This window comes from Prevotella bivia DSM 20514, from assembly GCF_000262545.1.
Taxonomy (GTDB): domain Bacteria; phylum Bacteroidota; class Bacteroidia; order Bacteroidales; family Bacteroidaceae; genus Prevotella; species Prevotella bivia.
Genome location: NZ_JH660660.1, coordinates 143,000 through 169,529, shown reverse-complemented (window position 1 = coordinate 169,529; position 26,530 = coordinate 143,000). Strand labels below are relative to the sequence as shown.

Annotated in this window: 20 protein-coding genes and 3 pseudogenes; 16 read left to right on the top strand and 7 right to left on the bottom strand. The window is 39.9% G+C overall.

Going from position 1 to position 26,530, the window contains the following annotated elements:
- The first annotated feature begins 38 nt into the window (after positions 1–38).
- From PREBIDRAFT_RS03115 to PREBIDRAFT_RS11365, 3 genes are read left to right on the top strand one after another with little or no spacing between them, the layout of a single operon-like run.
- Positions 39–518, top strand: a complete 480-nt coding sequence (locus PREBIDRAFT_RS03115; protein WP_004337307.1) for a DUF4494 domain-containing protein — start codon at positions 39–41, stop codon at positions 516–518.
- A gap of 36 nt (positions 519–554) precedes the next feature.
- A complete protein-coding gene (locus PREBIDRAFT_RS03110) occupies positions 555–1,226 on the top strand; it encodes a YggS family pyridoxal phosphate-dependent enzyme (protein WP_004339176.1) in 672 nt (223 codons plus the stop codon).
- A gap of 13 nt (positions 1,227–1,239) precedes the next feature.
- Positions 1,240–1,386, top strand: a complete 147-nt coding sequence (locus PREBIDRAFT_RS11365; RefSeq protein ID WP_004337312.1) for a GNAT family protein — start codon at positions 1,240–1,242, stop codon at positions 1,384–1,386.
- A gap of 55 nt (positions 1,387–1,441) precedes the next feature.
- Here PREBIDRAFT_RS11365 and aroC read toward each other — a convergent pair whose 3' ends face one another.
- Both aroC and PREBIDRAFT_RS03100 read right to left on the bottom strand, forming a co-directional pair.
- Positions 1,442–2,527, bottom strand: a complete 1,086-nt coding sequence (gene aroC / locus PREBIDRAFT_RS03105; protein ID WP_004337314.1) for a chorismate synthase — start codon at positions 2,525–2,527, stop codon at positions 1,442–1,444.
- A 13-nt stretch (positions 2,528–2,540) separates the two neighbouring features.
- Positions 2,541–3,146, bottom strand: coding sequence for an FKBP-type peptidyl-prolyl cis-trans isomerase (locus PREBIDRAFT_RS03100; protein WP_004337315.1), 606 nt, complete (start codon positions 3,144–3,146; stop codon positions 2,541–2,543).
- A gap of 149 nt (positions 3,147–3,295) precedes the next feature.
- On the opposite strand from PREBIDRAFT_RS03100, the gene PREBIDRAFT_RS03095 reads away from it, so the two are divergent.
- Entirely contained in the window at positions 3,296–4,597 is a 1,302-nt protein-coding gene (locus PREBIDRAFT_RS03095) for an IS1380 family transposase (RefSeq protein ID WP_004339174.1), read from the top strand.
- 277 nt (positions 4,598–4,874) lie between these two features.
- Here the strand turns inward: PREBIDRAFT_RS03095 and PREBIDRAFT_RS11870 are convergent.
- Positions 4,875–5,132 (bottom strand): annotated as a pseudogene (locus PREBIDRAFT_RS11870) (helicase); the annotation flags it as partial.
- A 531-nt stretch (positions 5,133–5,663) separates the two neighbouring features.
- Between PREBIDRAFT_RS11870 and PREBIDRAFT_RS03090 the strand changes: the two are divergent.
- From PREBIDRAFT_RS03090 to PREBIDRAFT_RS03070, 4 genes and pseudogenes are all read left to right on the top strand, one after another.
- Positions 5,664–7,184 (top strand): hypothetical protein, encoded by a 1,521-nt coding sequence (locus PREBIDRAFT_RS03090; RefSeq protein ID WP_004336974.1) that lies wholly within the window; start codon positions 5,664–5,666, stop codon positions 7,182–7,184.
- Positions 7,185–8,072: 888 nt separating this feature from the next.
- Positions 8,073–10,205 (top strand): RHS repeat domain-containing protein, encoded by a 2,133-nt coding sequence (locus PREBIDRAFT_RS03080; RefSeq protein WP_004336972.1) that lies wholly within the window; start codon positions 8,073–8,075, stop codon positions 10,203–10,205.
- Between the two features lie 4 nt (positions 10,206–10,209).
- The gene (locus PREBIDRAFT_RS03075) at positions 10,210–10,725 is read left to right on the top strand and encodes a hypothetical protein (protein ID WP_004336970.1); all 516 of its coding nucleotides are present in this window, start codon (positions 10,210–10,212) and stop codon (positions 10,723–10,725) included.
- A 180-nt stretch (positions 10,726–10,905) separates the two neighbouring features.
- A pseudogene (locus PREBIDRAFT_RS03070) lies at positions 10,906–12,213 on the top strand (RHS repeat domain-containing protein); the annotation flags it as partial.
- Positions 12,214–12,851: 638 nt separating this feature from the next.
- On the opposite strand, the gene PREBIDRAFT_RS03060 reads toward PREBIDRAFT_RS03070, so the two are convergent.
- The gene (locus PREBIDRAFT_RS03060) at positions 12,852–14,153 is read right to left on the bottom strand and encodes an IS1380 family transposase (RefSeq protein WP_004339170.1); all 1,302 of its coding nucleotides are present in this window, start codon (positions 14,151–14,153) and stop codon (positions 12,852–12,854) included.
- A 175-nt stretch (positions 14,154–14,328) separates the two neighbouring features.
- Between PREBIDRAFT_RS03060 and PREBIDRAFT_RS03055 the strand changes: the two are divergent.
- Both PREBIDRAFT_RS03055 and PREBIDRAFT_RS03050 read left to right on the top strand, forming a co-directional pair.
- A pseudogene (locus PREBIDRAFT_RS03055) lies at positions 14,329–14,913 on the top strand (RHS repeat domain-containing protein); the annotation flags it as partial.
- 577 nt (positions 14,914–15,490) lie between these two features.
- Positions 15,491–16,225: a hypothetical protein gene (locus PREBIDRAFT_RS03050; RefSeq protein ID WP_004339169.1), complete on the top strand. Its 735-nt coding sequence runs from the start codon at positions 15,491–15,493 to the stop codon at positions 16,223–16,225.
- 136 nt (positions 16,226–16,361) lie between these two features.
- Here PREBIDRAFT_RS03050 and PREBIDRAFT_RS11865 read toward each other — a convergent pair whose 3' ends face one another.
- The gene (locus PREBIDRAFT_RS11865; RefSeq protein WP_021668843.1) at positions 16,362–16,505 is read right to left on the bottom strand and encodes a transposase; all 144 of its coding nucleotides are present in this window, start codon (positions 16,503–16,505) and stop codon (positions 16,362–16,364) included.
- On the opposite strand from PREBIDRAFT_RS11865, the gene PREBIDRAFT_RS11570 reads away from it, so the two are divergent.
- From PREBIDRAFT_RS11570 to PREBIDRAFT_RS03030, 3 genes are all read left to right on the top strand, one after another.
- Positions 16,452–16,889, top strand: a complete 438-nt coding sequence (locus PREBIDRAFT_RS11570; RefSeq protein ID WP_004339168.1) for a hypothetical protein — start codon at positions 16,452–16,454, stop codon at positions 16,887–16,889. The two genes, PREBIDRAFT_RS11865 and PREBIDRAFT_RS11570, sit on opposite strands and share 54 nt — an antisense overlap.
- Positions 16,890–17,268: 379 nt before the next feature.
- The gene (locus tag PREBIDRAFT_RS03035) at positions 17,269–18,570 is read left to right on the top strand and encodes an IS1380 family transposase (protein WP_004339166.1); all 1,302 of its coding nucleotides are present in this window, start codon (positions 17,269–17,271) and stop codon (positions 18,568–18,570) included.
- A gap of 180 nt (positions 18,571–18,750) precedes the next feature.
- On the top strand, positions 18,751–19,161 hold the full coding sequence (locus PREBIDRAFT_RS03030) for an OsmC family protein (RefSeq protein ID WP_004338446.1): 411 nt from the start codon (positions 18,751–18,753) through the stop codon (positions 19,159–19,161).
- A 165-nt stretch (positions 19,162–19,326) separates the two neighbouring features.
- On the opposite strand, the gene PREBIDRAFT_RS03025 is transcribed toward PREBIDRAFT_RS03030, so the two are convergent.
- Positions 19,327–20,688: a dipeptidase gene (locus PREBIDRAFT_RS03025; protein ID WP_004338445.1), complete on the bottom strand. Its 1,362-nt coding sequence runs from the start codon at positions 20,686–20,688 to the stop codon at positions 19,327–19,329.
- Between the two features lie 367 nt (positions 20,689–21,055).
- Between PREBIDRAFT_RS03025 and fabD the strand changes: the two genes are divergently transcribed.
- From fabD to PREBIDRAFT_RS03010, 3 genes are all read left to right on the top strand, one after another.
- Entirely contained in the window at positions 21,056–21,940 is an 885-nt protein-coding gene (gene fabD / locus PREBIDRAFT_RS03020) for an ACP S-malonyltransferase (RefSeq protein ID WP_004338443.1), read from the top strand.
- Positions 21,941–22,007: 67 nt separating this feature from the next.
- On the top strand, positions 22,008–23,678 hold the full coding sequence (locus PREBIDRAFT_RS03015; protein WP_004338440.1) for an alpha-amylase family glycosyl hydrolase: 1,671 nt from the start codon (positions 22,008–22,010) through the stop codon (positions 23,676–23,678).
- Positions 23,678–24,100, top strand: coding sequence for an alanyl-tRNA editing protein (locus PREBIDRAFT_RS03010; RefSeq protein WP_004338438.1), 423 nt, complete (start codon positions 23,678–23,680; stop codon positions 24,098–24,100). The genes PREBIDRAFT_RS03015 and PREBIDRAFT_RS03010 overlap by 1 nt, the downstream gene beginning before the upstream one ends.
- Before the next feature lie 609 nt (positions 24,101–24,709).
- Here the strand turns inward: PREBIDRAFT_RS03010 and PREBIDRAFT_RS03005 are convergent.
- A complete protein-coding gene (locus PREBIDRAFT_RS03005; RefSeq protein ID WP_004338436.1) occupies positions 24,710–26,284 on the bottom strand; it encodes an Rne/Rng family ribonuclease in 1,575 nt (524 codons plus the stop codon).
- Between the last annotated feature and the right edge of the window lie 246 nt (positions 26,285–26,530).

Below are 26,530 nucleotides of genomic sequence, written 5' to 3'. Positions count from 1 at the left end.
TTTTCTAAAGTGAAACAACATAAATAAAAATAATAAAGATGAGAACAAGAACAGCCAATTGGTTTGAAATAAGAGTGAGATACGACAAGACAATGGAAGATGGTCAGAACAAAAAAGTTACTGAACAGTATGTTGTTGATGCTTATACTTTCTCTGAAGCAGAAGCTGAGATTACCAAAGAAATGTCGCACTATATCAGTGGTGAATTTGAGATTAAAGCCATTACTCCTGCTCTCTATGGTGAAGTGTTCTTTAGTGATAGCGATACTGACGATAAGTGGTTTAAGGCTAAATTATCGTTTATCACCATTGATGAGAAGACTGAAAAAGAAAAGCGTTCTGTAACGACTCGTCTTGTTCAGGCTGGCTCGGTAAACAGTGCTGTGAAGAATGTAGAAGAAGTGATGGGTGCTGGATTGCTCGATTATTCCATTGTTGCTATCACAGAAACCAAAATAATGGATGTTTTTGAACATCAAAATATAAGTAAATCTGCCGATCAAGCTACTACAGAATGAGCTTTATCAGCATAACACTATTAATTGATTAAGAAAATGTACGATGTAGTAACCAACTTGCATAGCGTATTAAACAAATTACCTAATGGTGTTAGGCTCATTGCCATTAGCAAATATCACCCTAACGAATATATTGAAGCTGCATACGCTGAGGGGCAGCGTGTGTTTGGCGAAAGCCAAGTGCAAGAACTTTCTCAAAAGGTGGAAACCTTACCAAAAGATATAGAATGGCACTTTATAGGACATTTACAGACAAATAAGGTGAAGTATATTGTGCCTTATATCTCTATGATAGAGGCTGTCGATTCGGTGAAACTCCTCCGTGAAATAGAAAAGCAAGCTGCTAAACATGATCGTGTGGTTAATGTATTGTTAGAGCTTCATATAGCCCAAGAGGAAAGTAAGTATGGGTTTTCTTTCGACGACTGTAGAGCTCTGCTAGAGAGTGGGGAATGGAAGAAAATGCCTCATGTTCATATCTCTGGTTTGATGATGATGGCTTCCAATGTGGGCGATGAAGCACAAATACGTAAGGAAATGCTTTCTGCTGCTGATTTCTTTGATGAGGTAAAGCAAAAATATTTTGCTGATGATTCAGCGTTTAAAGAGCGATCATGGGGTATGAGTCATGATTATCAGATAGCAGTGCAGTGCAGATCGACGATGGTTCGCATAGGCACGACCATCTTTGGCCCTCGTATTTACTAAGAAAGAGCTGTGGATGATTTATTTTCAGGCAAAGGCGTTTCATGAACTCACTGTTGATGAACTATATGCTATCTTAAAGCTAAGATCCGAGGTTTTTATTGTTGAGCAACAATGTGTTTATCAAGATGTAGACGGTATTGATAAATTACTAAACGACTAATGATTTGATAAAGAGAAAGAGTATTAAGGCTTATTGCTTAGTACTCTTTTTTCTTTTATTTATGCATCGGAATAGTCGATTGCTGATACAGAATAGCATCTAGGATCACCATAGCCGCCATTGCTTCTACAATGGGCACAGCGCGAGGAAGTACACAAGGATCGTGTCTACCTTGCACTTTGATCTTTACTTCTTCACCTTGCTTATTAATAGTTTGCTGTTCGGTAAGAATGGTAGAAACTGGTTTGAAAGCTACTCTAAAGTAGATGTCTTCCCCGTTGCTAATACCCCCTTGAATACCTCCGCTATGATTGGTAACAGTGCTAACAGCATTGTTGGTAGAGGTAAATATGTCATTTTGCTGACTTCCACGCCACGAACATCCGTTAAAGCCTTCACCATACTCAAAGCCTTTTACGGCATTGATAGTAAGCATCGCATTACCTAGCATCGCATGAAGTTTACCAAATTCAGGCTCGCCTAAACCAACAGGGCATCCTTTAATAACACATGCTATTACACCACCAATAGTGTCACCAGCTTCTTTTACCTCGCTTATGAGTTGTTCCATTTCTATAGCTTTTACAGGGTCAGGGCAACGAACAGCGTTTTGCTCTATCTCTGCAAAGTTGAACTTGTGGTAATCTCTGCTCACAGCTAGTTTGCCTACTTGTGCAGTATAAGCATTGAGGCTAATGCCATACTCCTTCAATACTAATTTAGCCAATGCGCCAGCTACTACACGTGCGATGGTAATGCGAGCCGATGTACGTCCACCTCCACGATAATCTCTGTTACCATATTTCTTATAATAGGTATAGTCGGCATGTGAAGGGCGAAATAAATCTCGGATATTGTCGTAATCATTAGAATGCTGATTAGTATTGCGAACGAGAAATCCGATAGGTGCACCTGTCGATTTGCCCTCAAAAATACCACTAAGAAACTCCACCGTATCAGCTTCTTTCCTATCTGTAGTAATATTACTCTGACCTGGGCGACGTCTTGCCATCTCGTTTTGCACAAAAGCCATATCAATGGTAATGCCTGCTGGCATGCCATCAATAATACCTCCTACAGCCTCTCCGTGGCTTTCACCAAAGGTGGTTATCGTATAGAAATTACCAAAGGTATTTCTCATTAGCTCTTACCTATCAGTTACAACCACAACCGCAGTTTCCATCGCCATTGCCGCCACAGTTACAGCTTCCGCCTTCATTGCTACAGCCACAACCGCAGCTTCCGCCACAACCACATGAAGATGAGCTGTTCATCTGTTGGAAGAAATTGTCCACTTCGTCTTGATCAGCTTCACGATTTAGCAACATGTGTCCCTTAAACTTTAAGTCCATACCAGCCAATGGGTGATTAAGATCTACAGTAACCTTATCTTCTGTAATTTCAGTTACCTTACCTAAGAAGCGTTGACCTTCCTCGTTTTGCAAAGGAACGACAGCACCTACAAATACGCTTTGAGTGTCTAGCTGTCCATCTTGTTCAAACATTGATCTGTCGAAAACCATTACACTCTTTGCATCATGTTCACCGTAAGCCTCTTCCTTAGTTAAGAATAGCTCAAAGTCGGTATCATCTTTGATGTCCCTTATTTTATCCTCAAACGACTTGATAACCATATCGCTATCTGTATAGAAAGACATTGGCTTATCTTCTTCTGTCTTTTCTATAAATGTTTCAGTGCCATTTTCTATAGCATATAACTCGTATGATGCAATAATGAGTCTGTAATTCTTATTTTCCATTTCTTTTTTTATTATACCCTTAATTCCGCAGCATAAATTCTTGTAAGAACTCCAAGTGCCTGAGAAACAAAGTTCTCAAAACACTTGGATATGTCAGAAATTTCACCTATCTTGGTGCTGTAAACATAACAAGTAAGCAAATATCTGACATGACAAAGGTAGCAATTAAAAACGAGTATATCACTTCTTTCGGTGGAATTTATCACATTATGGACGTTTTCTCAAAGTTGGGCTTTGAAAAACTTACCGAATCCGTATTGGGCAAACGTGGAAGTAGCGGCAAGGCATTCAGCCATGGAAGTATTTTCGGCTCTCTCTTCTTCAGCTACCTTTGTGGTGGAGAATGCCTTGAGGACATCAATGCACTTATAGGGCAGTTCAAGCAGAGACCTGATACGCTGTTACCCGGTGCCGACACAGTTGGGCGCGGACTGAAGGAGCTTGCTGAAGAGAACATTATTTACAAGAGCGAAATCTCCGGCAAGTCTTACAGTTTCAACACGGCAGAGAAGCTGAACACCTTACTATTACGGATGATACGGAGGATGGGGCTTATAAAGGTGGGCAGCCATGTTGACCTGGACTTTGACCACCAGTTCGTTCCAGCCCACAAGTTCGATGCTAAGTATTCTTATAAGCAGGACCTTGGCTATTTTCCTGGTTGGGCTTCCATTGGGGGAATCATAGTCGGAGGTGAGAACCGTGACGGAAACACCAATGTGAAATTCCATCAGGAGGACACGCTCCGTCGCATTATGGACCGTGTAACCTCAGAACTTGGTGTGGTAATAGAGCGTTTCCGTGCTGACTGCGGGTCGTTCTCAAAGGAAATCATCCAAACCGTAGAGCAGCGCTGCAACACGTTCTACATTCGTGCTGCCAACTGCGGCAGTCGCTACGAGAATTTCCAACAGTTGAAGGAATGGAAAGACGTTGAGGTTGGCTATGAGAAATGCGATGTCACATCCATCAGCATAGACAGCTTGATAGAAGGAAAGTCATACAGGCTCGTCGTACAGCGTAGTCCTTTGAAAGGCAAGGATGGCAGTGAGCAGACGGATATGTTCGGAGTAATATACACATACCGCTGTATCCTCACCAACGACTGGGTGTCTACCGAGAAGGACATCATTACGTTTTATAATGAACGTGGAGCGGGTGAAAAGAACTTCGACATACAGAACAATGACTTCGGCTGGTCACATCTTCCATTTTCCTTTATGGCTGAGAACATGGTTTTCATGATGGTTACCGCCATGCTGAAGAACTTCTATCTCTATCTCGTCCGTCATATCAGCGAAAAGGTCAAGCCATTGAAAAAGACAAGCAGGCTGAAAGCCTTTATCCTCCATTTTGTCAGCGTGCCAGCAAAATGGGTGAGAACGGGAAGGCAGAACGTTCTGAACCTGTATACAAATAAAACCTACTACTCAGAAGTCTTCCTTGAATAAACAGTATTTCTTTGTGGTTTTAATATTCCCCATTGGTTTGGGTGGGGGATTTTATGCTTAGAAAAAAACCAAGAAACACCGAAGCACCTCATATCAACATATAGAGTCCCAAAAAGACACCTCAACATATAAAATTTTCTCACAAGAAAAAATACTGCGGAATTAAGGTTATCAATTTAAGTGCTCTTTGAAGTAATGCAGAATAAAGAAAGGGTAAGAAACTCGCTCGTTTCCAAATCGTAACCCATTTATCCTTTATTCATTCTTACTCTATTGATTATCTGAAAGATATAAATTTATTGAATCTTTTGCGGGCGTAGTCAGTTGCAATGAGCATCTTTGCCTTTTCCTCGCTCTCACTCAGTGGTGCACGCCCCAAGAGTGTGGCATTGCCCGTCTTGGCGAACTCCATCAGTTTGCCGATAAATTCTTCCTGCTCTGGCGTGGGCGGTATGTTGTGCAGTATCTCGTTTTTCTCGGGACGGTCGATACCGATGTCCTTTGCCGTGCGGAAATCGCAAATCTCCGCATAGAAGTATTAGTTTGAAATGTTACTTCTTGATTACAAGCAAGATAGAAATAGAAGTATATTCAAGGGTGAACGAATAAGAAACGAGCGGTATTCCTTTCATTTCTTCGTTATGCGATAAAATGAGATCTCTCTTGTTTCTGCGACAAAGATAATGTTTTCAGTCAAAATAAACGAAGAAATTTCGCATAAAATATTGAATGTAAAGAATGAGGTGTGACTCTTGACGCAAATCACCCCGATTATTCCTCGTAAAATGTTTCTGTATGTTAAAAATGCGCCATTCTCGAAAATTTCTCTCTTATTTTCTTGCATGTTTTCTTTAGATTGCATACATTTGCGACATAACGTATAAAGCGATTGATTATGATGCACTTATGTACGTATATATACACTTTTCTCATTGTAGCCAAGGTTCTTCCGATTCGTAGCGTTTGATTTTGAGTAGGAATGTGTATGATTCCTACTGACAACTACTTTCTACTAACTCTATTAAGAACAAACTATTAGTCCTAACTTTATAATCATAATCAGCGTATGAAACACTTTTTACCCGCTTTCATAGCTTTATTTATATGCGTTCCCTCGCAGGAGAGTCGTGCCCAGTCTCCCGGCGGCGTTCCCTCACCTCAGGCATGGTTCAGGGCTGTTCCCACCGGTAATTTCTTAACGGGTAGTTATAGATGGAAGGATTTGGCAGGCGACTCCATCCGTCTTGTTTCACGAAGCAAGAAAAACCTTTCCAAGACAGGGGCTGCCTCTCAGCCTTTCTCTTTGACACACAGTTTTAATTTTCATCCTGCCCTTTATTTCCCCACACGAGACAGTTTGGCAGAGTTTACCCTTAATTATACCTCTCTTCCTGCCGGTACCATCGTTGGTGTCTTTGCTCCCACGATGAAGAGCGTATCGACTGATGCCACGCTGTATGAAGTCTCAGGGCGCAAAGGAGAAGGAAGAGCCGTCAATAAGGATCAGGTTCACCACATACAGAGTGGCGATGCCCTTGACTACGGCAAGGAAACCGGTGAAGACCTTTTACAAGGCAACGCAGAGCAAGAAAGCAGGGAAAGTTTCATAGCACGACTACCTAGAACCGTTTCCTATCTATGGGGAAACCGTCCTACCCATTCCGTTTGGGGAGAAGCCACACGTACGGTCATCACCCTTGGCATTACCCATGCCAAGTCCGATAGCCGCTTCTCTGAATCTTTTGCCGATGCCCTAATGGGTGGGAACGAGTTGGAGGGCTATATTCCCGAATTGGTTGTCTTCTCCCGTATGCTCACCCCTTCGGAGCGACTGCGTGTAGAGAGCAGTCTTGCCCTAAGACACGGTATCACGCTGAAAGGTTCCTATCTTGACGGCAAGGGAAATCTCATTTGGGATGCGGCGCACAATGCACCCTATCACCATCGTGTTACGGGTATCATCAGGGACGACGGCAATGCGCTCGCACAGTTCCTCTCCACAACCAGTTATGAGGAATCTCCCCGATACAGCATAGACAAGAATGGCGACTCTTTCTACGAGGGAAGTCCCTATAATCTTTCTTCCTCCCAACGTCTGCTTGTTCTCGGACGGGAATACGGTAGTAAGATGCAAGATGAAGGCTATCTTCTTTGGGGTGATGACGGCAAGCCAACACAACTCAATACACTTCCAGAAGATAGCCTTTGGCATCTTTCAGGCAGGACATGGCTGGCACAGACCAATTTCAAAGAAGAAGCAGACACCTCACAGGTCAGATGGCACTCACAGGATTTTACCATCACGCGGAAAGGATTCACCGATCACCTTGTACGAAAAGGTGACGGTGCATCAGCATCTATCATTTCCGCTCCGCTTATATCAGAAGATGGTTCTCTTGAATTTATCTGCCCTACAAAATTCCCATCGTTTGAGATCCATGGAAAGGAAATGTTTCCTCTGAAGGAACTTCTTCTTACCATAGTCACCCAAGTGGTACTAGCCAAAAGAATGATCAAACAGCTTCATGGCAACAGCCACCATCAAAGCAGGACATTAGTACTGCAAAGAGAACGGAATATGTCATAGGAATGGGAAGTAAATTAATATATCGATATGATAAATCGGGAGTTAATGCAGTATTCCCTATTTCAATTTTTAAATAATATTGCCATAATGTTAAAACATTTCATATATATAATATCTTTGTGCTTCTGCATATCTGCAGAAGCACAAAGATTGAATAAAGAAGTTTTATATGATGATGCTATATGCAGACTGCATAAAATTCTGTTGCAAGCTTCATATTTAAATACTTCTGATACTCTTTATATTATTCTAAATGACAAGAGTATTAAAGTAAAAAAAGTAAATATAATTTCTAATGACTTTCCGCAACTTAGAGTAGGAGAAAGTCGTTCTATATATATACTAGACACAATGGAATCTCATGGCAAAAAACTATGTATACATTTTAATATATGTCAGTTAATACAGGAGTCTATTTCAAAACGCCGAATAGTTTCATCAGGATGTTTCGTATTTTTTTATAAAGTAAGAAAGAGCAAGTATTATTACTATACTTATAAAGATTATGGGATTTAGTCGGTAATGCTCTAAATCGGGAGTAATCCCAATAACTACCTGATTCTTAAAGAATGAGCATTAAGGTTCAAAATATGATGTCATACACTCTAAAATATGACGTCTCAATCTGACAGATATGACGTCTAATTCTGGTAAAAATGACGTCTCATTTTAGTAAATATGACGTCATAAACAAAAGAGTAAAAGACGTGGTACGAAAACGCAAGCTACAATAGCGATAGAGAACAGAATGTATAATATTAAAACTACAAGTCTATGGTAAACCACATATAGATTGTTTGAACTTACCAAGGGTATGTCCCAACACCCTTATATGGGTATTAAAAGCCGCAAGCAATAAACAGAAAAAAACAACGTTAAATAATTGATATGTGTGGAGGAAAAGACATCATCGAGCAGCGCACCTACCTGAAGTATTGCAACGGTGCTGAGACCTTCTACAGCTACGACCCTGCACGCAGACGATTGCAGAACCTCGTGGTGAATGCCAAGGCAGGTACTATTATGGACAATGCCTACAGCTACGACGCAGTGAGCAACGTGCTCGGTATTAAGAACAATGCTCCACTCCCACAGAGTGGCAAGGCAGGCGGACAGATGAGGCATAGTTATACTTACGACCCATTGTATCGTTTGGCAAGCGCAACAGGTACTTATAAGGGAACGGACAAGAAAGCCGCTTCTTATACGTTATCTATGGGCTACGACAACATGCATCGTATCACAAGCAAGAAGCAACATCTCTCGCAGACAGGTGTGCAGTTTGACGGCACGCTCAATGCAGGCTATGACCTCACCTATACTTACGGCAAGGATGCGGGCAGAAAGTTCCAGCTTGATAATGTTCGCGACATCAACTACCGCACGGAGGAGACCCCGACGGACAGCACGAACATCAACAACGGACACAAGTACACCTATGATGCCAACGGAAACCTTGTCTATATCAATACCTCTCGTGTAAAGAAAGACGGCAAGGAAGATGAAAAGGCAAGTGAGCAGAAGTACCGTTGGGACGAGGAGAATCGCTTGTTGGCTGCCGATGAGAATGGTTTTGTGAGCAACTATTGGTACGATGCTGATGGCGAGCGCACAGTGAAGACCAGTGGCGAAAACGAAGCCATATACGTAAACTCCGAGTTCTCGGGTGGCAACACCGGTACGGCACGCTTCTCACTCTATGTCAGCCCATACTTGGTTGCAGGACAAGGTGGTAAGTACACCAAGCACATCTATGTGGGCAGCCAGCGTATCGTCAGCAAGCTTGGCGATTTGGCAAGTTACGGTGCAGACCCAAGACGAATACCATACGCAGGCAATGAAGCGGATGGCTTGACGGTGGACTACAAGGCAAAGTACAACCGGCAGCTCCAATCCATCAAGGACAACTACAAGGCGTTTGACCAACCTTATAATGGTAAGGACAATGACGACTACGTGAATGGTCAGGGATTCTGTTGCAACGATGGCACGCCAGAGGCAACACAGGCAAGGGCTATGGCACGCACAAGGGCTGCAAACGGCAACTTCAAGCCGAATGACGACTACGAGAAGATGCAGTTCTACTATCACCCCGACCACTTGGGCAGCTCAAGCTACATCACCAATCTTGACGGCGAGGTGGCTCAGCATATCGAATATGTGCCATTCGGCGAAATATTCATTGAGGAACGCAACAACTCATGGAATACACCTTACCTCTTCAACGCCAAGGAGTTTGATGAGGAGACGGGTATATACTACTATGGTGCGAGGTACTATGAACCGAGGTTGAGTCTGTGGATGAGTACGGACCATATGGAAGAAAAGTATCCTGATATTTCATCTTATACTTATTGCCATAACAATCCAATTACTTTAATAGATCCTAATGGTATGACGGATTATTATAATTTAAACGGAAAGCTTGTAAGAAATGTTGATGATGGGAAAACTGATAGAATTATGTTACTGATAAATAGTAAGAAGGATGATAAAGTTAACGCTGCAATTGAACAAGGTACATTTATAAAAGTACCTTCAAATAAAGTTGTAGACAAAATGGAAGAGGCATATAATTTGACAGAGAACACAGGAAAAGAACATGGATTTAGAGTAGGAAATAAAGGAACTATATCAACGATGGTTTCTGGGAGAGAAACAGAAATTGGTCCAGACGAATGGAAGCCTGCGGTATCAAGTATTGTGGAACAAGGAGATCTTGTCTCATATGATGTTCATACTCATCCTAAACCAAAATATGAACAGGGTAGTCAAACCATTCCATTTAATAATATGCCATCTGAAACAGATCAAATGAATACAGTAGGTAATCAGCCAAGTGTTGTCCTTGGGTACTATTTCCAGGAAACTCGAAATGTAAATACCTTTGGTAGCGGGCAGACGGATGTAAGTTTACATCGTTCTATCTGTTTCTACAACAAAAATGGTGCTATTAATTCGGAAGAGATAAGGTTTTCTGATTTTAAATCAGCAGTAAAAAAGATCAACAAGGAACAATAGGCATATGAGGGTTCTTTTATTTATAGCCCTTTTTGTATGGAATACTGCAATTAGGGCGCAAACTGCAAAATTAACAGATATGGGAACATATTGGATGTTTAAATCATATGTAAGTATAGCCATGCCTGATGGAAATTTCTTATATCAATATCCTTCTTATATGTTCCCTCTTCCTAAAACATTAAAATGGTATACGGAAATACCAGGGAAATTAATGTTTATATTGGACAAGAAACAAACCATTTTTGTGGAAATCATTAATACCGAAATACTAAATGATACGACATATATTCCTTCTGAAGATTTTATGATAGATATTATATCCGAAAAATTCTCTTATCTCCGACATGAAAGAAATTATAAAGCCATATCTTCTCTTTTGGAGAAAATAGATTATCATAAGAAGAGTTATTGGTTGTTGCAACAAAATAATTGTAGGATATTATTATTTAATTTCCAAAAGTCCAATCTTACCAAGACTCTCAGATTGTTGCGAAGTATACAGATACAAAAAGGATGATGTTTATAAAGTATTATAAAGGAAAATTATAATCATTACCCTTATATGGGTATTAATAGCCGTGAGCAATAAACAGGAAAGAACGACGTTAAATAATTGATAACCATAAACAATTAAAGAGTATGATAGAATTTGAAGTAAAATCAAAAAAGCAGCATATATCGGTGAACATAAGAGACAGACCCAAGACGCATTCCTTATGCAGGCAATGAGGTTGATGGCTTGACGGTGGACTACAAGAAAAAATATGGCGAGCAGTTGCAGGCTATCAAGGAAAATTACAAGGCGTTTGACCAACCTTATAACGGTAAGGACAACGACGACTACGTAAACGGTCAAGGCTTCTGCTGCAACGATGGTACACCGGAGGCAGCACAGGCTCGTACAATGGCACGCACAAGAGCTGTAAACGGCAACTTTAAGCCCAACGACGACTACGAGAAGATGCAGTTCTTCTACCACCCTGACCACTTGGGCAGCAGCAGTTACATCACTAATCTTGACGGCGAAGTATTGCAGCACATTGAGTATGTACCGTTCGGCGAAGTGTTCATAGAAGAACGCAACAACACCTGGAATACCCCTTATCTCTTTAATGCCAAGGAATTTGACGAGGAGACGGGTATGTATTACTATGGTGCAAGATACTATGAACCGAGGCTGAGTTTGTGGATGAGTTGCGATCCTATGCAGGAATTAAAAGTATGTATTTGTTCTTATACTTATTGTATTAGTAACCCTATAGTTTATACCGATCCAACAGGATGTCTAGAAAGTACTGATGTTAAAAGAAACTCTAACGGAACCTATACCGTTGTAAATGCCAAAAATGATGGTGACAATAATATTTATCTTGTGAACGGGAAAGGTAAGAGAACAGGGAAAATTATTGGAACAACGTTGAGACCATACGATTTTATGGGAACGGACAATCAAAATGGAGCTTTTCATTTTAATGCGAAGGAAACAGGAGTAACCTTTGACATCAGCAAGTTAACTGTATCCGGGACTGTAAAAACAGAAAATGCAACATATTCTGTTTACAATGCAAATGCCCAAAGGCTTCTTGACTGGGGGCAGAGTCTTTTCAAGTCCGAACTACAACTTAAAAGCCCCTTGACTTTTTATGGAGAATTAGAAGTTCTAAGGTCGCTATCAGCCAATAATGCTGCACTTGATGTAAAAGTGAGTTTTGGGCAACACCCTTATACAGCTATAAATGCGGGCACTAATAGTAATGGTACTCCTAAAATAACTACACTAAGAGCAATGGGGAATATGATTTTTGGTGCAAATGTCCATTCAACAAAACCATACTTGTTAGGAACACCAAATTGGTATTATTCTAAGGTTATGGGAGAGGTTGGAAAATATAATCAAAGTCAAAACTCGGGATTAGGTTATAACAAAGGCTTCCCTTATTTCGGAGAACACACTTACTCTGGAAGTTATATATATTATGGGTATTATGGGAAGTTTTATAAATAAGACCATCGTATTTTTCGTGTGTTTATTCTTGCTTAGTGGATGTTTCCCCAGTTTTCGTCCTCAAAAGAAAGTACGTTGTCGAATAAACGTAAAAAATGGTACATTTGTATTGGTAGATTATGTTGGTACACTTGATAGAGACTTCCCCTCTGAAGTTTATTTTGTTAGAGATAAAGACTCCGTTTTAGTACATAAGGGATATAGAACGAAAAATATGAGCGTAAAAGATAATACTCTTATCATATATTTGAAAGGAGAAGTTTTGTACCATCGTTGTAAGATTAATGATTATAGTATAATGACATCTTTATATAATTAAAATAACAATAGCATTTAACATCCATATAAGGGTAACGGACAATACCCATATATGGGTGTTCATCATTACCCTTATATGGGTATTAAAAGCCGTGAGCAATAAACAGGAAAGAAAGACGTTAAATAATTGACAACCATAAACAATAAGAATTCCTTAATTCCGCAGTATTTTTTCTTGTGAGAAAATTTTATATGTTGAGGTGTCTTTTTGGGACTCTATATGTTGATATGAGGTGCTTCGGTGTTTCTTGGTTTTTTTCTAAGCATAAAATCCCCCACCCAAACCAATGGGGAATATTAAAACCACAAAGAAATACTGTTTATTCAAGGAAGACTTCTGAGTAGTAGGTTTTATTTGTATACAGGTTCAGAACGTTCTGCCTTCCCGTTCTCACCCATTTTGCTGGCACGCTGACAAAATGGAGGATAAAGGCTTTCAGCCTGCTTGTCTTTTTCAATGGCTTGACCTTATCGCTGATATGACGGACGAGATAGAGATAGAAGTTCTTCAGCATGGCGGTAACCATCATGAAAACCATGTTCTCAGCCATAAAGGAAAATGGAAGATGTGACCAGCCGAAGTCATTGTTCTGTATGTCGAAGTTCTTTTCACCCGCTCCACGTTCATTATAAAACGTAATGATGTCCTTCTCGGTAGACACCCAGTCGTTGGTGAGGATACAGCGGTATGTGTATATTACTCCGAACATATCCGTCTGCTCACTGCCATCCTTGCCTTTCAAAGGACTACGCTGTACGACGAGCCTGTATGACTTTCCTTCTATCAAGCTGTCTATGCTGATGGATGTGACATCGCATTTCTCATAGCCAACCTCAACGTCTTTCCATTCCTTCAACTGTTGGAAATTCTCGTAGCGACTGCCGCAGTTGGCAGCACGAATGTAGAACGTGTTGCAGCGCTGCTCTACGGTTTGGATGATTTCCTTTGAGAACGACCCGCAGTCAGCACGGAAACGCTCTATTACCACACCAAGTTCTGAGGTTACACGGTCCATAATGCGACGGAGCGTGTCTTCTTGATGGAATCTCACATTGGTGTTTCCGTCACGGTTCTCACCTCCGACTATGATTCCCCCAATGGAAGCCCAACCAGGAAAATAGCCAAGGTCCTGCTTATAAGAATACTTAGCATCGAACTTGTGGGCTGGAACGAACTGGTGGTCAAAGTCCAGGTCAACATGGCTGCCCACCTTTATAAGCCCCATTCTCCGTATCATCCGTAATAGTAAGGTGTTCAGCTTCTCTGCTGTGTTGAAACTATACGACTTGTCGGAGGTTTCGCTCTTATAGACAATACTTTTCTCGGCAAGTTCCTTTAGTCCGCGCCCAACTGTGTCGGCACCGGGTAACAGCGTATCAGGTCTCTGCTTGAACTGCCCTATAAGTGCATTGATGTCCTCAAGGCATTCTCCACCACAAAGGTAGCTGAAGAAGAGAGAGCCGAAAATACTTCCATGGCTGAATGCCTTGCCGCTACTTCCACGTTTGCCCAATACGGATTCGGTAAGTTTTTCAAAGCCCAACTTTGAGAAAACGTCCATAATGTGATAAATTCCACCGAAAGAAGTGATATTCTCGTTTTTAATTGCTACCTTTGTCATGTCAGATATTTGCTTACTTGTTATGTTTACAGCACCAAGATAGGTGAATTTTCTGACATATCCAAGTGTTTTGAGAACTTTGTTTCTCAGGCACTTGGAGTTCTTACAAGAATTTATGCTGCGGAATTAAGGGTAAAATCAAAAAAGCAGCCTATAACGGTAAGTACAAGAGACAGACCCAAGACGAATACCATACGCAGGCAATGAGGCTGATGGTGTAACCGTAGACTATAAGGCAAAATATAGTCAGCAACTGCAATCCATCAAGGACAACTACAAGGCGTTTGACATCCCATATAACGGTCAGGACAATAACGACTATGTAAACGGTCAGGGCTTCTGTTGCAACGACGGTACGCCCGAAGCTGCACAAGCACGTGCTATGGCACGAACAAAGGCTGCCAATGGTAACTTCAAGCCGAATGAAAAGTACGAGAAGATGCAGTTCTACTACCATCCCGACCATTTGGGCAGCAGTAGCTACATCACCAACCTTGACGGAGAAGTATTACAGCATATCGAATATGTACCATTTGGAGAGGTGTTCATTGAAGAACGCAACAACACTTGGAACACACCTTATCTCTTCAACGCTAAAGAATTTGATGAGGAGACAGGTATGTACTACTATGGTGCAAGGTACTATGAGCCGAGGTTGAGTTTGTGGATGAGTACAGATCCGTTGCAGGAAAAATTTGTAGATGCTAGTCCGTATGTATATTGTTTGCAAAACCCTATCATAATCTTGGATTATAATGGAGCTGATACTGTTTTTGTAAATTCATGGGGGACGGAAGCCAAAAGAATTTCAAGCAAAAATAATGTTACATTTGTACACAATTTAAAAGCCAAGAATATTCAAACAAAAAATCTAAGCGGAAAATCTCACATTGGATGGATTGAAGCAGATATGCCTGGAGTTATAAATTACAATGAAGGCAATATTGATTTGTCTTCGTCAAAATATCAAAAATATGATTACCTTATAGCTGCAGAAGTTTCTTATTTCAACCAAAACAAAAATATGGGAATTACCCCGAAGCATACTAATGGACTTTATATAAATAATCCTAGTTCAATACCAAACTTAGATCCAGATATTGTAAAAGCTATTATTATGCAAGAAACTCGCATAGGAACAGCCCCTGGACGTGGCTTAAATAATGCCAAAAGTGATATTATGCAAGCAAATGTTTGGTATTCTGCGAGTTCAAACGATTGGAACGATTCGAAATCACAATTTGGTCTTCGGAAAATGGGAGGGGCAACACCGCAATTATCCGTTCATGCAGGTATAGGAATTTTATATCAAAAGGGACTACGTTCAGACGGGAAAAATGTCTATTTTAAAGGATGGCAAATTGCTATACAGAGATATAATGGTGCGGAGTAAAAAATTATCTACAAAAGGTGAATACATACATAAGTCATATGAAATAAATGTTAACAATCAGAACCATAGCTTTTATGGTTCTGATTATAAAAGAAGATATATGTACAGATTTTTTTTACTATTTTGTTTTATAAGCGGCATCAACAGCTATTATAATGCAAAAGGCTTATCTCACAATATAAGTCAAGACTTTGTAAGAGACACAATCTATACAACCTTTGAAAAATATGATAGGACCGTTGTGAGATATGAAAATAAAATTGTTAATCATATAAAACAAAAGGTTGTTATAATAGCAAAAGACAGAAATAATATCTGTAAGTCAGAAATTCTTTTTGTGGGGAGTATTCTTAATTCAGATAATGACACTATATCCTTTTTAAAAAAAGAAGATACATTTGGGCTAAAAGAAAGTCCTCATTCATCTGGAAATATTATTGTGTATAAAAATAGAATAAGACAAGGGTATTACTCAAATTTCTCCAAAGGTTTTTTTGTAAAAGTTGAAGATAATATTTTACATATAAAGGATGTAATGGAAGAAGATTTGAATGGGCAGCCTGTTCTTGGAATCCTCAATTTAATAAACTTTAAGGAGGAGATACCTCACAGCGTTTTTATATATATAAATCAAGATGATGGAGACGAATATGTTTTTCATAAATATAATGATAAATAAGTTTCCTACAATTTAAAGTGGTAATTGTATTAATAGATATAATCGCGCATCTCCCCCACGAGGCGAAGACAATATCTATAGCAAACATCCCAGTGGCTAACGATAAATAAAAGGGTTCTACTGTAATTAGTGTGAGTTAACATATGTCTAGACCACCATAGAAGAATAGAATCGCTATCCGATAGCGTTCGGCAGTACCATATCCTCTGCCGATGGTCTTGATTTCTTGAATCGATCCGTTGGTTCTCTCGGCTTTGCCGTTGTTGGCACCAGTAACCATGGCTCTAATGATGCCTTTGAGGTAGTTCCTGATGACAAATTAAATAAGAATGTTAATGGAGTCACGTTAGGTGGAAATTATATTCAAGTAAAAAAATCTCGGGAAGGTACAGAAACCGGTGCTCATGAAATTGCCCATGCAATGGGAGTTGTCCATTCAAGCAAAGGTTTGATGACAGCAGAGTCTTCTAGTTCCTTTCGGAATAAAGAACTAGATAAAGGTAGCATTAAGGATATGATACAATATCCGCTAAAGGGGAAGGTGAATAGTGAATATAATCAAGAAAAAGGACAAATTCCTGCTGGAAAAGGAACCCTTAGAAATAACTCTCCATTCAGCATAAAAGATTTGCAACGAGGTAAGATTAAATCTAAAGAATTATAGCTATGCGTTTAATTAATTATTTATTATTAAATATAATGGCACTTCTATGTGCTATCATATTTAATTCATGTATATCCAACTATAGGAATGTGGAATATAATCTTCCTACTTCTACGAGAAGTGCATTTATTTTAGATACAATTCATATTAATAATCCTATTATTATTGAATATAAAAATATACGATATGTTGTGGATACCTCAATAGATTCTATCCCCATGAAGAATATAAATTACTTTATAGAAAACCTTAATTCCGCAGCATAAATTCTTGTAAGAATTCCAAGTGCCTGAGAAACAAAGTTCTCAAAACACTTGGATATGTCAGAAATTTCACCTATCTTGGTGCTGTAAACATAACAAGTAAGCAAATATCTGACATGACAAAGGTAGCAATTAAAAACGAGAATATCACTTCTTTCAGTGGAATTTATCACATTATGGACGTTTTCTCAAAGTTGGGCTTTGAAAAACTTACCGAATCCGTATTGGGCAAACGTGGAAGTAGCGGCAAGGCATTCAGCCATGGAAGTATTTTCGGCTCTCTCTTCTTCAGCTACCTTTGTGGTGGAGAATGCCTTGAGGGCATCAATGCACTTATAGGGCAGTTCAAGCAGAGACCTGATACGCTGTTACCCGGTGCCGACACAGTTGGGCGCGGACTGAAGGAGCTTGCTGAAGAGAACATTATTTACAAGAGCGAAATCTCCGGCAAGTCTTACAGTTTCAACACGGCAGAGAAGCTGAACACCTTACTATTACGGATGATACGGAGAATGGGGCTTATAAAGGTGGGCAGCCATGTTGACCTGGACTTTGACCACCAGTTCGTTCCAGCCCACAAGTTCGATGCTAAGTATTCTTATAAGCAGGACCTTGGCTATTTTCCTGGTTGGGCTTCCATTGGGGGAATCATAGTCGGAGGTGAGAACCGTGACGGAAACACCAATGTAAGATTCCATCAAGAAGACACGCTCCGTCGCATTATGGACCGTGTAACCTCAGAACTTGGTGTGGTAATAGAGCGTTTCCGTGCCGACTGCGGGTCGTTCTCAAAGGAAATCATCCAAACCGTAGAGCAGCGCTGCAACACGTTCTACATTCGTGCTGCCAACTGCGGCAGTCGCTACGAGAATTTCCAACAGTTGAAGGAATGGAAAGACGTTGAGGTTGGCTATGAGAAATGCGATGTCACATCCATCAGCATAGACAGCTTGATAGAAGGAAAGTCATACAGGCTTGTCGTACAGCGTAGTCCTTTGAAAGGCAAGGATGGCAGTGAGCAGACGGATATGTTCGGAGTAATATACACATACCGCTGTATCCTCACCAACGACTGGGTGTCTACCGAGAAGGACATCATTACGTTTTATAATGAACGTGGAGCGGGTGAAAAGAACTTCGACATACAGAACAATGACTTCGGCTGGTCACATCTTCCATTTTCCTTTATGGCTGAGAATATGGTTTTCATGATGGTTACCGCTATGCTGAAGAACTTCTATCTCTATCTCGTCCGTCATATCAGCGAAAAGGTCAAGCCATTGAAAAAGACAAGCAGGCTGAAAGCCTTTATCCTCCATTTTGTCAGCGTGCCAGCAAAATGGGTGAGAACGGGAAGGCAGAACGTTCTGAACCTGTATACAAATAAAACCTACTACTCAGAAGTCTTCCTTGAATAAACAGTATTTCTTTGTGGTTTTAATATTCCCCATTGGTTTGGGTGGGGGATTTTATGCTTAGAAAAAACCCAAGAAACACCGAAGCACCTCATATCAACATATAGAGTCCCAAAAAGACACCTCAACATATAAAATTTTCTCACAAGAAAAAATACTGCGGAATTAAGGATACATACAATTATGGCTACAACAAAAGTTGTTTATCAAGGTAACTACCGGTTTGAAGCTACGCAGCTAGCTTCTGGTGAAAAGTTTCATTCAGATATGCCCACCTCTGCTGGTGGTAAAGGCGAGTATCAAAATCCTGCCGACATGTTAGGTACTGCAGTTATTTATTGCACTATGACTACTATGGCAATGGCAGCAGAGAAAAGGGGGCTTTCTTTCGAAGGTTCATACGCAGAGCTTGGTAATATAGAGGAAAATTCAAAACAGATTATTATAACAAGTATTGAAATTACTTTCCACTTGCGAGCAGAATACGATGATGCAACTCGCAAGCGTCTTGAACATTTTGCCCACAATGCCTGCTATGTAGGCAATACAATTTCTGCCGAGAAGAAGTTTACTTTCATCTATGATGTAAAGTAAAAGGATAGGGAATAACATAAAAATGCGGAGAAGGAAAGTTCTTTCTCCGCATTTTTCCGTTACTTTGTGTTCTTGGGATTCAAAATATTTTGTTGATATTATTTTTTAAAGAAATGAGGTTACTCCGTCTTTAAGTAATATCACATCTTACATTCTCTTTGCTTGCTACACCTTGTCAAACTCAGCATGGAAGTTGATTACAGCCTCAATGCCTTTCCAAAAGATTTCTAGTGGCATATTCTCATTAGGCGAGTGGATAGCATTCGACTCTAATCCAAAGCCCATGAGGATAGTCTTCACACCGAGGATCTTCTCAAAGGTAGAGATAATAGGGATACTACCACCACGGCGCACTGCTAGTGGACGCTTACCAAACGCAGCTTCAAAGCCACGCTCTGCTGCCTTGTAAGCAGGTAAGTCGATAGGACAGACATACCCCTGACCACCATGTAATGACTGGATATTTACTTTCACCGACTTAGGTGCAATCTTCTGGAAATAGTCCACTACCAATTGCCCTATCTTCTCATGATCCTGATGAGGCACTAACCGGCAAGAGATCTTAGCGTAAGCTTTTGAAGGGATAACCGTCTTTGAACCTTCACCTTGGTAACCGCCCCAAATGCCACAAACATCGAACGATGGTCGGAAACCATTGCGTTCTATAGTACTGTAACCTTTTTCACCAAACAATTCCTCCACATCAAGAGCTTGTTTATATTTCTCTTCGTTGAAAGGTATCTGTGCCACCATCTTACGCTCTTCCTCTGGAATATCCTCCACATCGTTATAAAAGCCAGGGAAAGTGATTTTGCCGTCAGCATCAAGGCTATTGGTAATCATCTTGCAAAGTTCGTAGATAGGGTTAGCCACCGCACCGCCAAAGTGTCCTGAATGGAGATCGTGGTTAGGACCTGTTACCTCTATCTGCCAATAAGCCAAGCCACGCAAACCTGTGGTAAGTGAAGGCAAATCGGCAGAAAGCATACTTGTATCCGACACTAAAATTATATCACTCTTCAAAAGTTCCTTATGTTTTGTGCAGAAATTGCTCAAGCTCGGCGACCCTATCTCCTCCTCACCCTCTAGGATAAACTTAATATTATGCTTTAGCAAGTTGTTTTTTACCACATATTCAAAGGCTTTCGCTTGAATAAACGATTGTCCCTTATCATCATCAGCACCACGTGCCCAAATGTGTCCATTACGCACTATAGGTTCGAATGGTTCACTCTTCCAAAGGTCAAATGGTTCGGCAGGCATCACATCATAATGCCCATATATGAGGATGGTTTTAGCTGCTGTGTCAACGATTTTTTCGCCATACACCACAGGATTACCTTCTGTTGGCATAATTTCAGCCTTATCTACACCAGCCATTAGTAACAGTTCTTTCCAACGTTCTGCACAGCGCAGCATATCCTTGCCATGCTTTTCTGGTTGAGCACTTACGCTAGGGATACGGATAAGCGAAAAAAGCTCCTCTAATATGCGCCCTTCATTCTCTTTAATATATTCTTTAATCATATTATTTGGTCTAAAGATTTTAGTTCTGTAGTGCAAATATACCTACAAGTTTTGATAGTTGCAAGTCAAAGCTAAGGAATTGAATTTGTAAAGGTCATCTTTTACATAGCAAAAGGTCATGTATTGCGGTATGAAAGATAACCTATTAGAATAATCTAAGAAGATTTTTTAACAAAAGAAATTCTATTTAACTTTCTGTATAGTAGAAAGTATCCGCTTAGTGGCTTATCGCTTTTTCTATAAAGCTAAAAGGGTACTATAACATCCTTGCTGATATTTAAAACTGTGTAAGCCATATAATCGCCATATTTTTACTAACTTTGTACTCATTAATGAGATATTAATTATAAAGCAAAAATAAGTAAGAATGAAAGCATTTGTATTCCCAGGTCAAGGCTCGCAGTTTGTGGGTATGGGCAAAGATCTTTATGAAAGTAATGAGTTGGCTAAGCAGCTATTTGATAAAGCAGATGAAATTTTAGGCTTTAAGATAACAGAAATTATGTTTGCTGGTACTGATGAGCAGCTAAAGGAAACTAAGGTAACACAGCCTGCAGTATTCTTGCACAGTGTTATTTCGGCTTTGTGTCAGGGTGAAGCCTTTGCTCCTGCAATGGTTGCTGGACACTCTCTTGGCGAATTTTCTGCCCTCGTAGCAGCTGGTGCATTGAGCTTTGAAGATGGTTTGAAGCTTGTTGCTGCTCGTGCTAATGCTATGCAGAAAGCTTGTGAGCAAAACCCTGGAACTATGGCTGCTATTATTGGTTTGGCAGATGAGAAAGTAGTAGAGATTTGCCAGCAGGTAAGTGCAGAAGGTAAGGTAGTAGTTGCTGCCAACTTTAATTGCCCTGGTCAGTTGGTTATCTCTGGTTCTACAGAAGGTATCAATGCAGCTTGTGAACTGTTGAAGGCAGCGGGTGCTAAACGTGCGTTGCCATTGAAAGTGGGCGGTGCGTTCCATTCTCCACTGATGCAACCAGCTAAAGATGAGCTTCAAGCAGCTATCGAGGTGACATCGTTTAATGTACCTAAATGTCCTGTTTATCAGAATGTAGACGCTAAGGCACATACTGATGCAGCAGAGATTAAGGCTAACTTGATAGCACAGCTTACTTCAAGTGTTCGTTGGACAGAGAGCGTGCAGAATATGATTGCTGCAGGTGCAGCAGAATTTATTGAGTGTGGTCCTGGCACAGCATTGCAAGGTATGATTGGGCGCATTGATAAGAGTGTAACAGCACATAGCTTGTAAAATATTTGATTTAGGAGTTAAAGTCATAGCCTTATTTAGTAGCTATGGTTTTAGCTCTTTTTTTATTATGTTCGTTATCTACCAAATATTTACCCGCACCTTTAGTAATAAGAATACATCTTGTATTGAGAATGGTTCTATAGAAACAAATGGTGTAGGGAAAATGAATGATTTCACACCAAAGGTGCTGAATAAAATAAAGAAAGGTGGCTTCACACACGTATGGTTTACGGGTGTTATTCGCCATGCCACTACTACCGATTATTCGGCATTTGGCATTCCAAAACAGCATACACAGGTGGTAAAGGGTAAGGCTGGGTCGCCATACGCCATCACCGACTACTATGATATTGACCCTGATATTGCAGAGGATATAACGCATAGAATGGAAGAGTTTGAGGCACTGATAGAACGTACCCACAAGCAAGAACTAAAGGTTATTATCGACTTTGTGCCTAATCATGTTGCGCGTGAATATAAGAGCGTTACAGCTCCAGAATGTGTTAATGATTTAGGAGCAGACGATGATGTAAATAAGCATTTCGATCCACAAAACAATTTCTATTATTGTCCTCAAACGGTATTAGACTTATCTGATATTATAAGTCCTGCAAATATAGAACCTTATACAGAGTATCCCGCAAAATGTACAGGTAATGACCACTTTGATGCTAAACCTAGTAATAATGATTGGTATGAGACCGTAAAGTTGAACTACGGAATTGACTATTGCGACCTTGGTGGGAGAAGTGAACATTTTACCCCCATTCCTTCTACTTGGCTGAAGATGACAGATATTCTTTTATTTTGGGCTGCAAAAGGAATAGATGGTTTCCGTTGCGATATGGCTGAGATGGTGCCTGCTGCTTTTTGGAAATATGCAACGGCGAAAGTAAAGGAACATTTTCCGAATGTTATCTTTATTGGCGAGGTGTACGCCCCTAATCAATACCGAAATTACCTAGCAGCAGGGTTCAACTATCTATACGATAAAGTGGGAATGTACGATTGTCTTCGTGATGTGATGTGTGGTTATCGTCCAGCTTCTGATATTACCAGTGCCTGGCAAAGTGTAGATGATATTCACGACCACATGCTCAACTTCCTTGAAAATCATGATGAACAGCGTATTGCCTCTGATTTCTTTGCGGGTGATGCCAAAAAGGGCATTCCTGCCTTAATGGTTGCAGCCTTGTTCCAATCCAACCCTATGATGATCTATGCAGGACAAGAGTTTGGAGAAAAAGGGATGGCAAAGGAAGGTTTTTCGGGGATTGATGGTAGGTCTACTATCTTTGATTATTGGAATACACCGACCGTGATGAAAGCCTTTTATAACATAGGAAGATTGTCACCACAGCAACGCTATATTCGTGATACTTACTATAAAATATTAAGGCTCTGTAATGAAGAAACAGCTATTAGTGAAGGGCTTACCTATGATCTTATGTATGCTAATTTTGATAAGCTTACGTTTGATACAAGCAAATTGTTTGCATTTATGCGAAAGAAGGACAAGGACCTATTACTTATTGTAGCCAATTTTGATAAAGAAGCACAGGAAGTATCGGTAACAATACCTGAACACGCAATAGAATTTTTGAGAATAAGGCAAAACTTTTATTTGATGACAGACTTATTGACTGGCGAAAGTATAGATGCTGTAATATCGCCAAATGGAGAAATAAAGATGTTGGTAAGTGGTTATAATGGTAGAATTTGGAAAATTACAATGTAATGGAAGAATATACTTTTAATGAACATGGTAAGGACGAATTTCCGCCCTCACACACAACGGAATATCTCCTAAATCAGTTGATGTTCAGAATGTTTGGTTGTGATCGTAGTAGTAATGCACACTTTGAACGGAAGAAAAGCAAGATGACTTTTACCCTTGATCACAAGCCTGATCGAAAAGAGGAGAAAACCATTGTTGAGGAGATGGTGCGCTTAATAGAAGAAGATATGCCCGTTACTTATGAGGTAGTTGATCGTGATCATATTCCAGAAGGTATTGACTTGACTCGATTACCCGAAGATGTATCTAAAATGTTGCGCATTGCTCGTATTGGTGATTATGACATTTGTCCTTGTCTTGGTAAGCATGTAAAATCGATAGCACAAATCGGTAAGTTTGAATTATTGGGAACCAACTACTAGGAAAATAGAAGTCCCTTTAATAAAATCTATATAATCATCATTACCATTTGTTTTAAATAGTAATTCCCCCCACATTATCTAAACATTTAGAATATTTATCTTTCATTTGACTAACTTAAAAAATATTTTAGGTAACTTTTTCATAAAAAAGCCTTTGTAAAGATACAAATATGTCATTATATTCACAAGAAAATCTATTAAATTATGTTGCACTTGCTATATCAGTATACCAATTTGGGAATTGTATTAATGATGTAACCCGCTTTAGATAGAAAAAATGGACTTGAACGGATTGATAACACGGATGTTTGAATTTTCCATGCTTGCTTATGTTTCCTTATCACTAGGGATGATTCTGCAAGTTAATTGGTTGGGATACATTTCACAAGTATTTGTTGTAATATCGCTATTTTATTGCTGGAAATTACTCAAAAACATAAAATCTATAGCATCAATCAATTGGGGAATACGAATAAAATTCTTTTTATCCGTGGTATTAAACTTATGGTGCATAATTGCAACTTTCGCAATTTAGGATTAGGGTATTTATACAAAGCATACTAAAAAAATCAGGTTATAAACTATTCTTATAACCTGATTTTCATTATTTTACTTAATCTTGTCTGTTTCTTCCTTCATATCAATAATTTGTTTATCTGCATCATAAAATTCGTATTGCAGATAAGCCAGTTTTTGAGAAGGAATAACGTGAACACCCATTCCATATTGCATTTGCCACTTGCGCTTTATAGAGATAAAACCCTTATTGATGTAGGCAGCTACATAGGGATGAACATGTAAATAGAACTTCTTTACTCCGAACTTATTAACTAGTCGGTCTATCTTATGCTCTAGTTGATCTGTAAATAATATGCTAGCTCTTACCTTTCCTGTTCCAAAACAAGTTGGGCAAGTTTCGTCAACATCAACATCCATTGCTGGGCGTACACGTTGGCGTGTAATCTGCATTAATCCAAACTTACTCAATGGTAAGATGTTATGACGAGCACGGTCTTGTTGCATATTCTTGCTCATTCGCTCGTATAGCATTTGTCGATCTTCTGCAAGATTCATATCAATGAAATCAACAACGATAATTCCTCCCATATCGCGTAGGCGAAGTTGGCGAGCAAGCTCATCAGCAGCACCAAGATTGGTATCAAGCGCATTCTGCTCTTGCCCTTTTTCCTTTGCTCTGTTTCCACTATTCACATCGACAACGTGCATAGCCTCGGTGTGTTCTATAATAAGATAACAGCCGTGTCCGTAATTAATAGTTTTACCAAAGCTCGACTTAATTTGTCTTGTAATGTCGAAGTTATCAAATATTGGTAACTTTCCTGTGTATTGCTTTACGATACTTGCCTTCTCTGGGGCTATCATTGTGATATAATGTCGTACAGCCGTACAAATTTCTTCATCATTCACATAAATGTTTTCATAAGTAGGATTGAAGAGGTCGCGTATCATAGCAACAGCTCTACCTGTCTCTTCAAAAACAAGTTGTGGACGGTCTTGTGTTTTTTGAACTTTGGTGATAACATCATTCCAGCGTTTTAGCAAGATTTGCATCTCTGCATCTAACTCGGCTACACGTTTGCCTTCAGCAACAGTGCGCACGATAACACCAAAGTTTTTGGGAGTAATGCTTCTAATAAGTTGTTTTAAGCGTGCTCTTTCTTCACCACTCTTTATCTTTGAGGATACACTTATCTTATTTCCAAATGGAAGTAAAACAATGTAGCGACCCGCAAATGAGATTTCTCCTGTTAAGCGTGGTCCTTTTGTAGAGATTGGCTCTTTAACAACTTGTACTAATACCTCTTGCCCTACTTGTACTGCATCTTTAATAGTACCATCCTTGTCAATATCAGGTTGTGCTGCGGCTTTTTGAATAGGGTAGAGACGTTTACGATCGCTTTGTACCTGCTTGAGGTACTTTGCATAAGAATTAAACTGACTTCCTAGGTCTAAGTAATGGAGAAAAGCGTCGCGCTCATAGCCTACATTAACAAAGCAGGCATTGAGTCCTGGCATTAGTTTTTTTACCTTTGCCACATAGATGTTGCCTACAGAGAAATTAGCCTCTCGGGGCTCACGTTGGTATTCTACCAGCTTCTTATCCTCAAGTAGCGCTATTGATATCTCTTTACTTTGGGCATCAATAATAATTTCGCTTGTCATTATCCTTACTTTAATTCTTTATTCTCGCTTCACGAGAATATAAAAGTTATAAAAAAGCGAGACGTGTCGTCGCATCTTAGGGAAAAGAATTATGCGCGAAGACATGCCCCGTTTTTCATTTTGAAAGTCTCACAACTAAGTGCTTTCAGCCTTTTAGGGGATTACTTGCTCTTATGTCTGTTCTTTCTTAATCTCTTTTTACGCTTGTGCGTAGCCATCTTGTGTCCCTTTTTCTTCTTTCCGTTT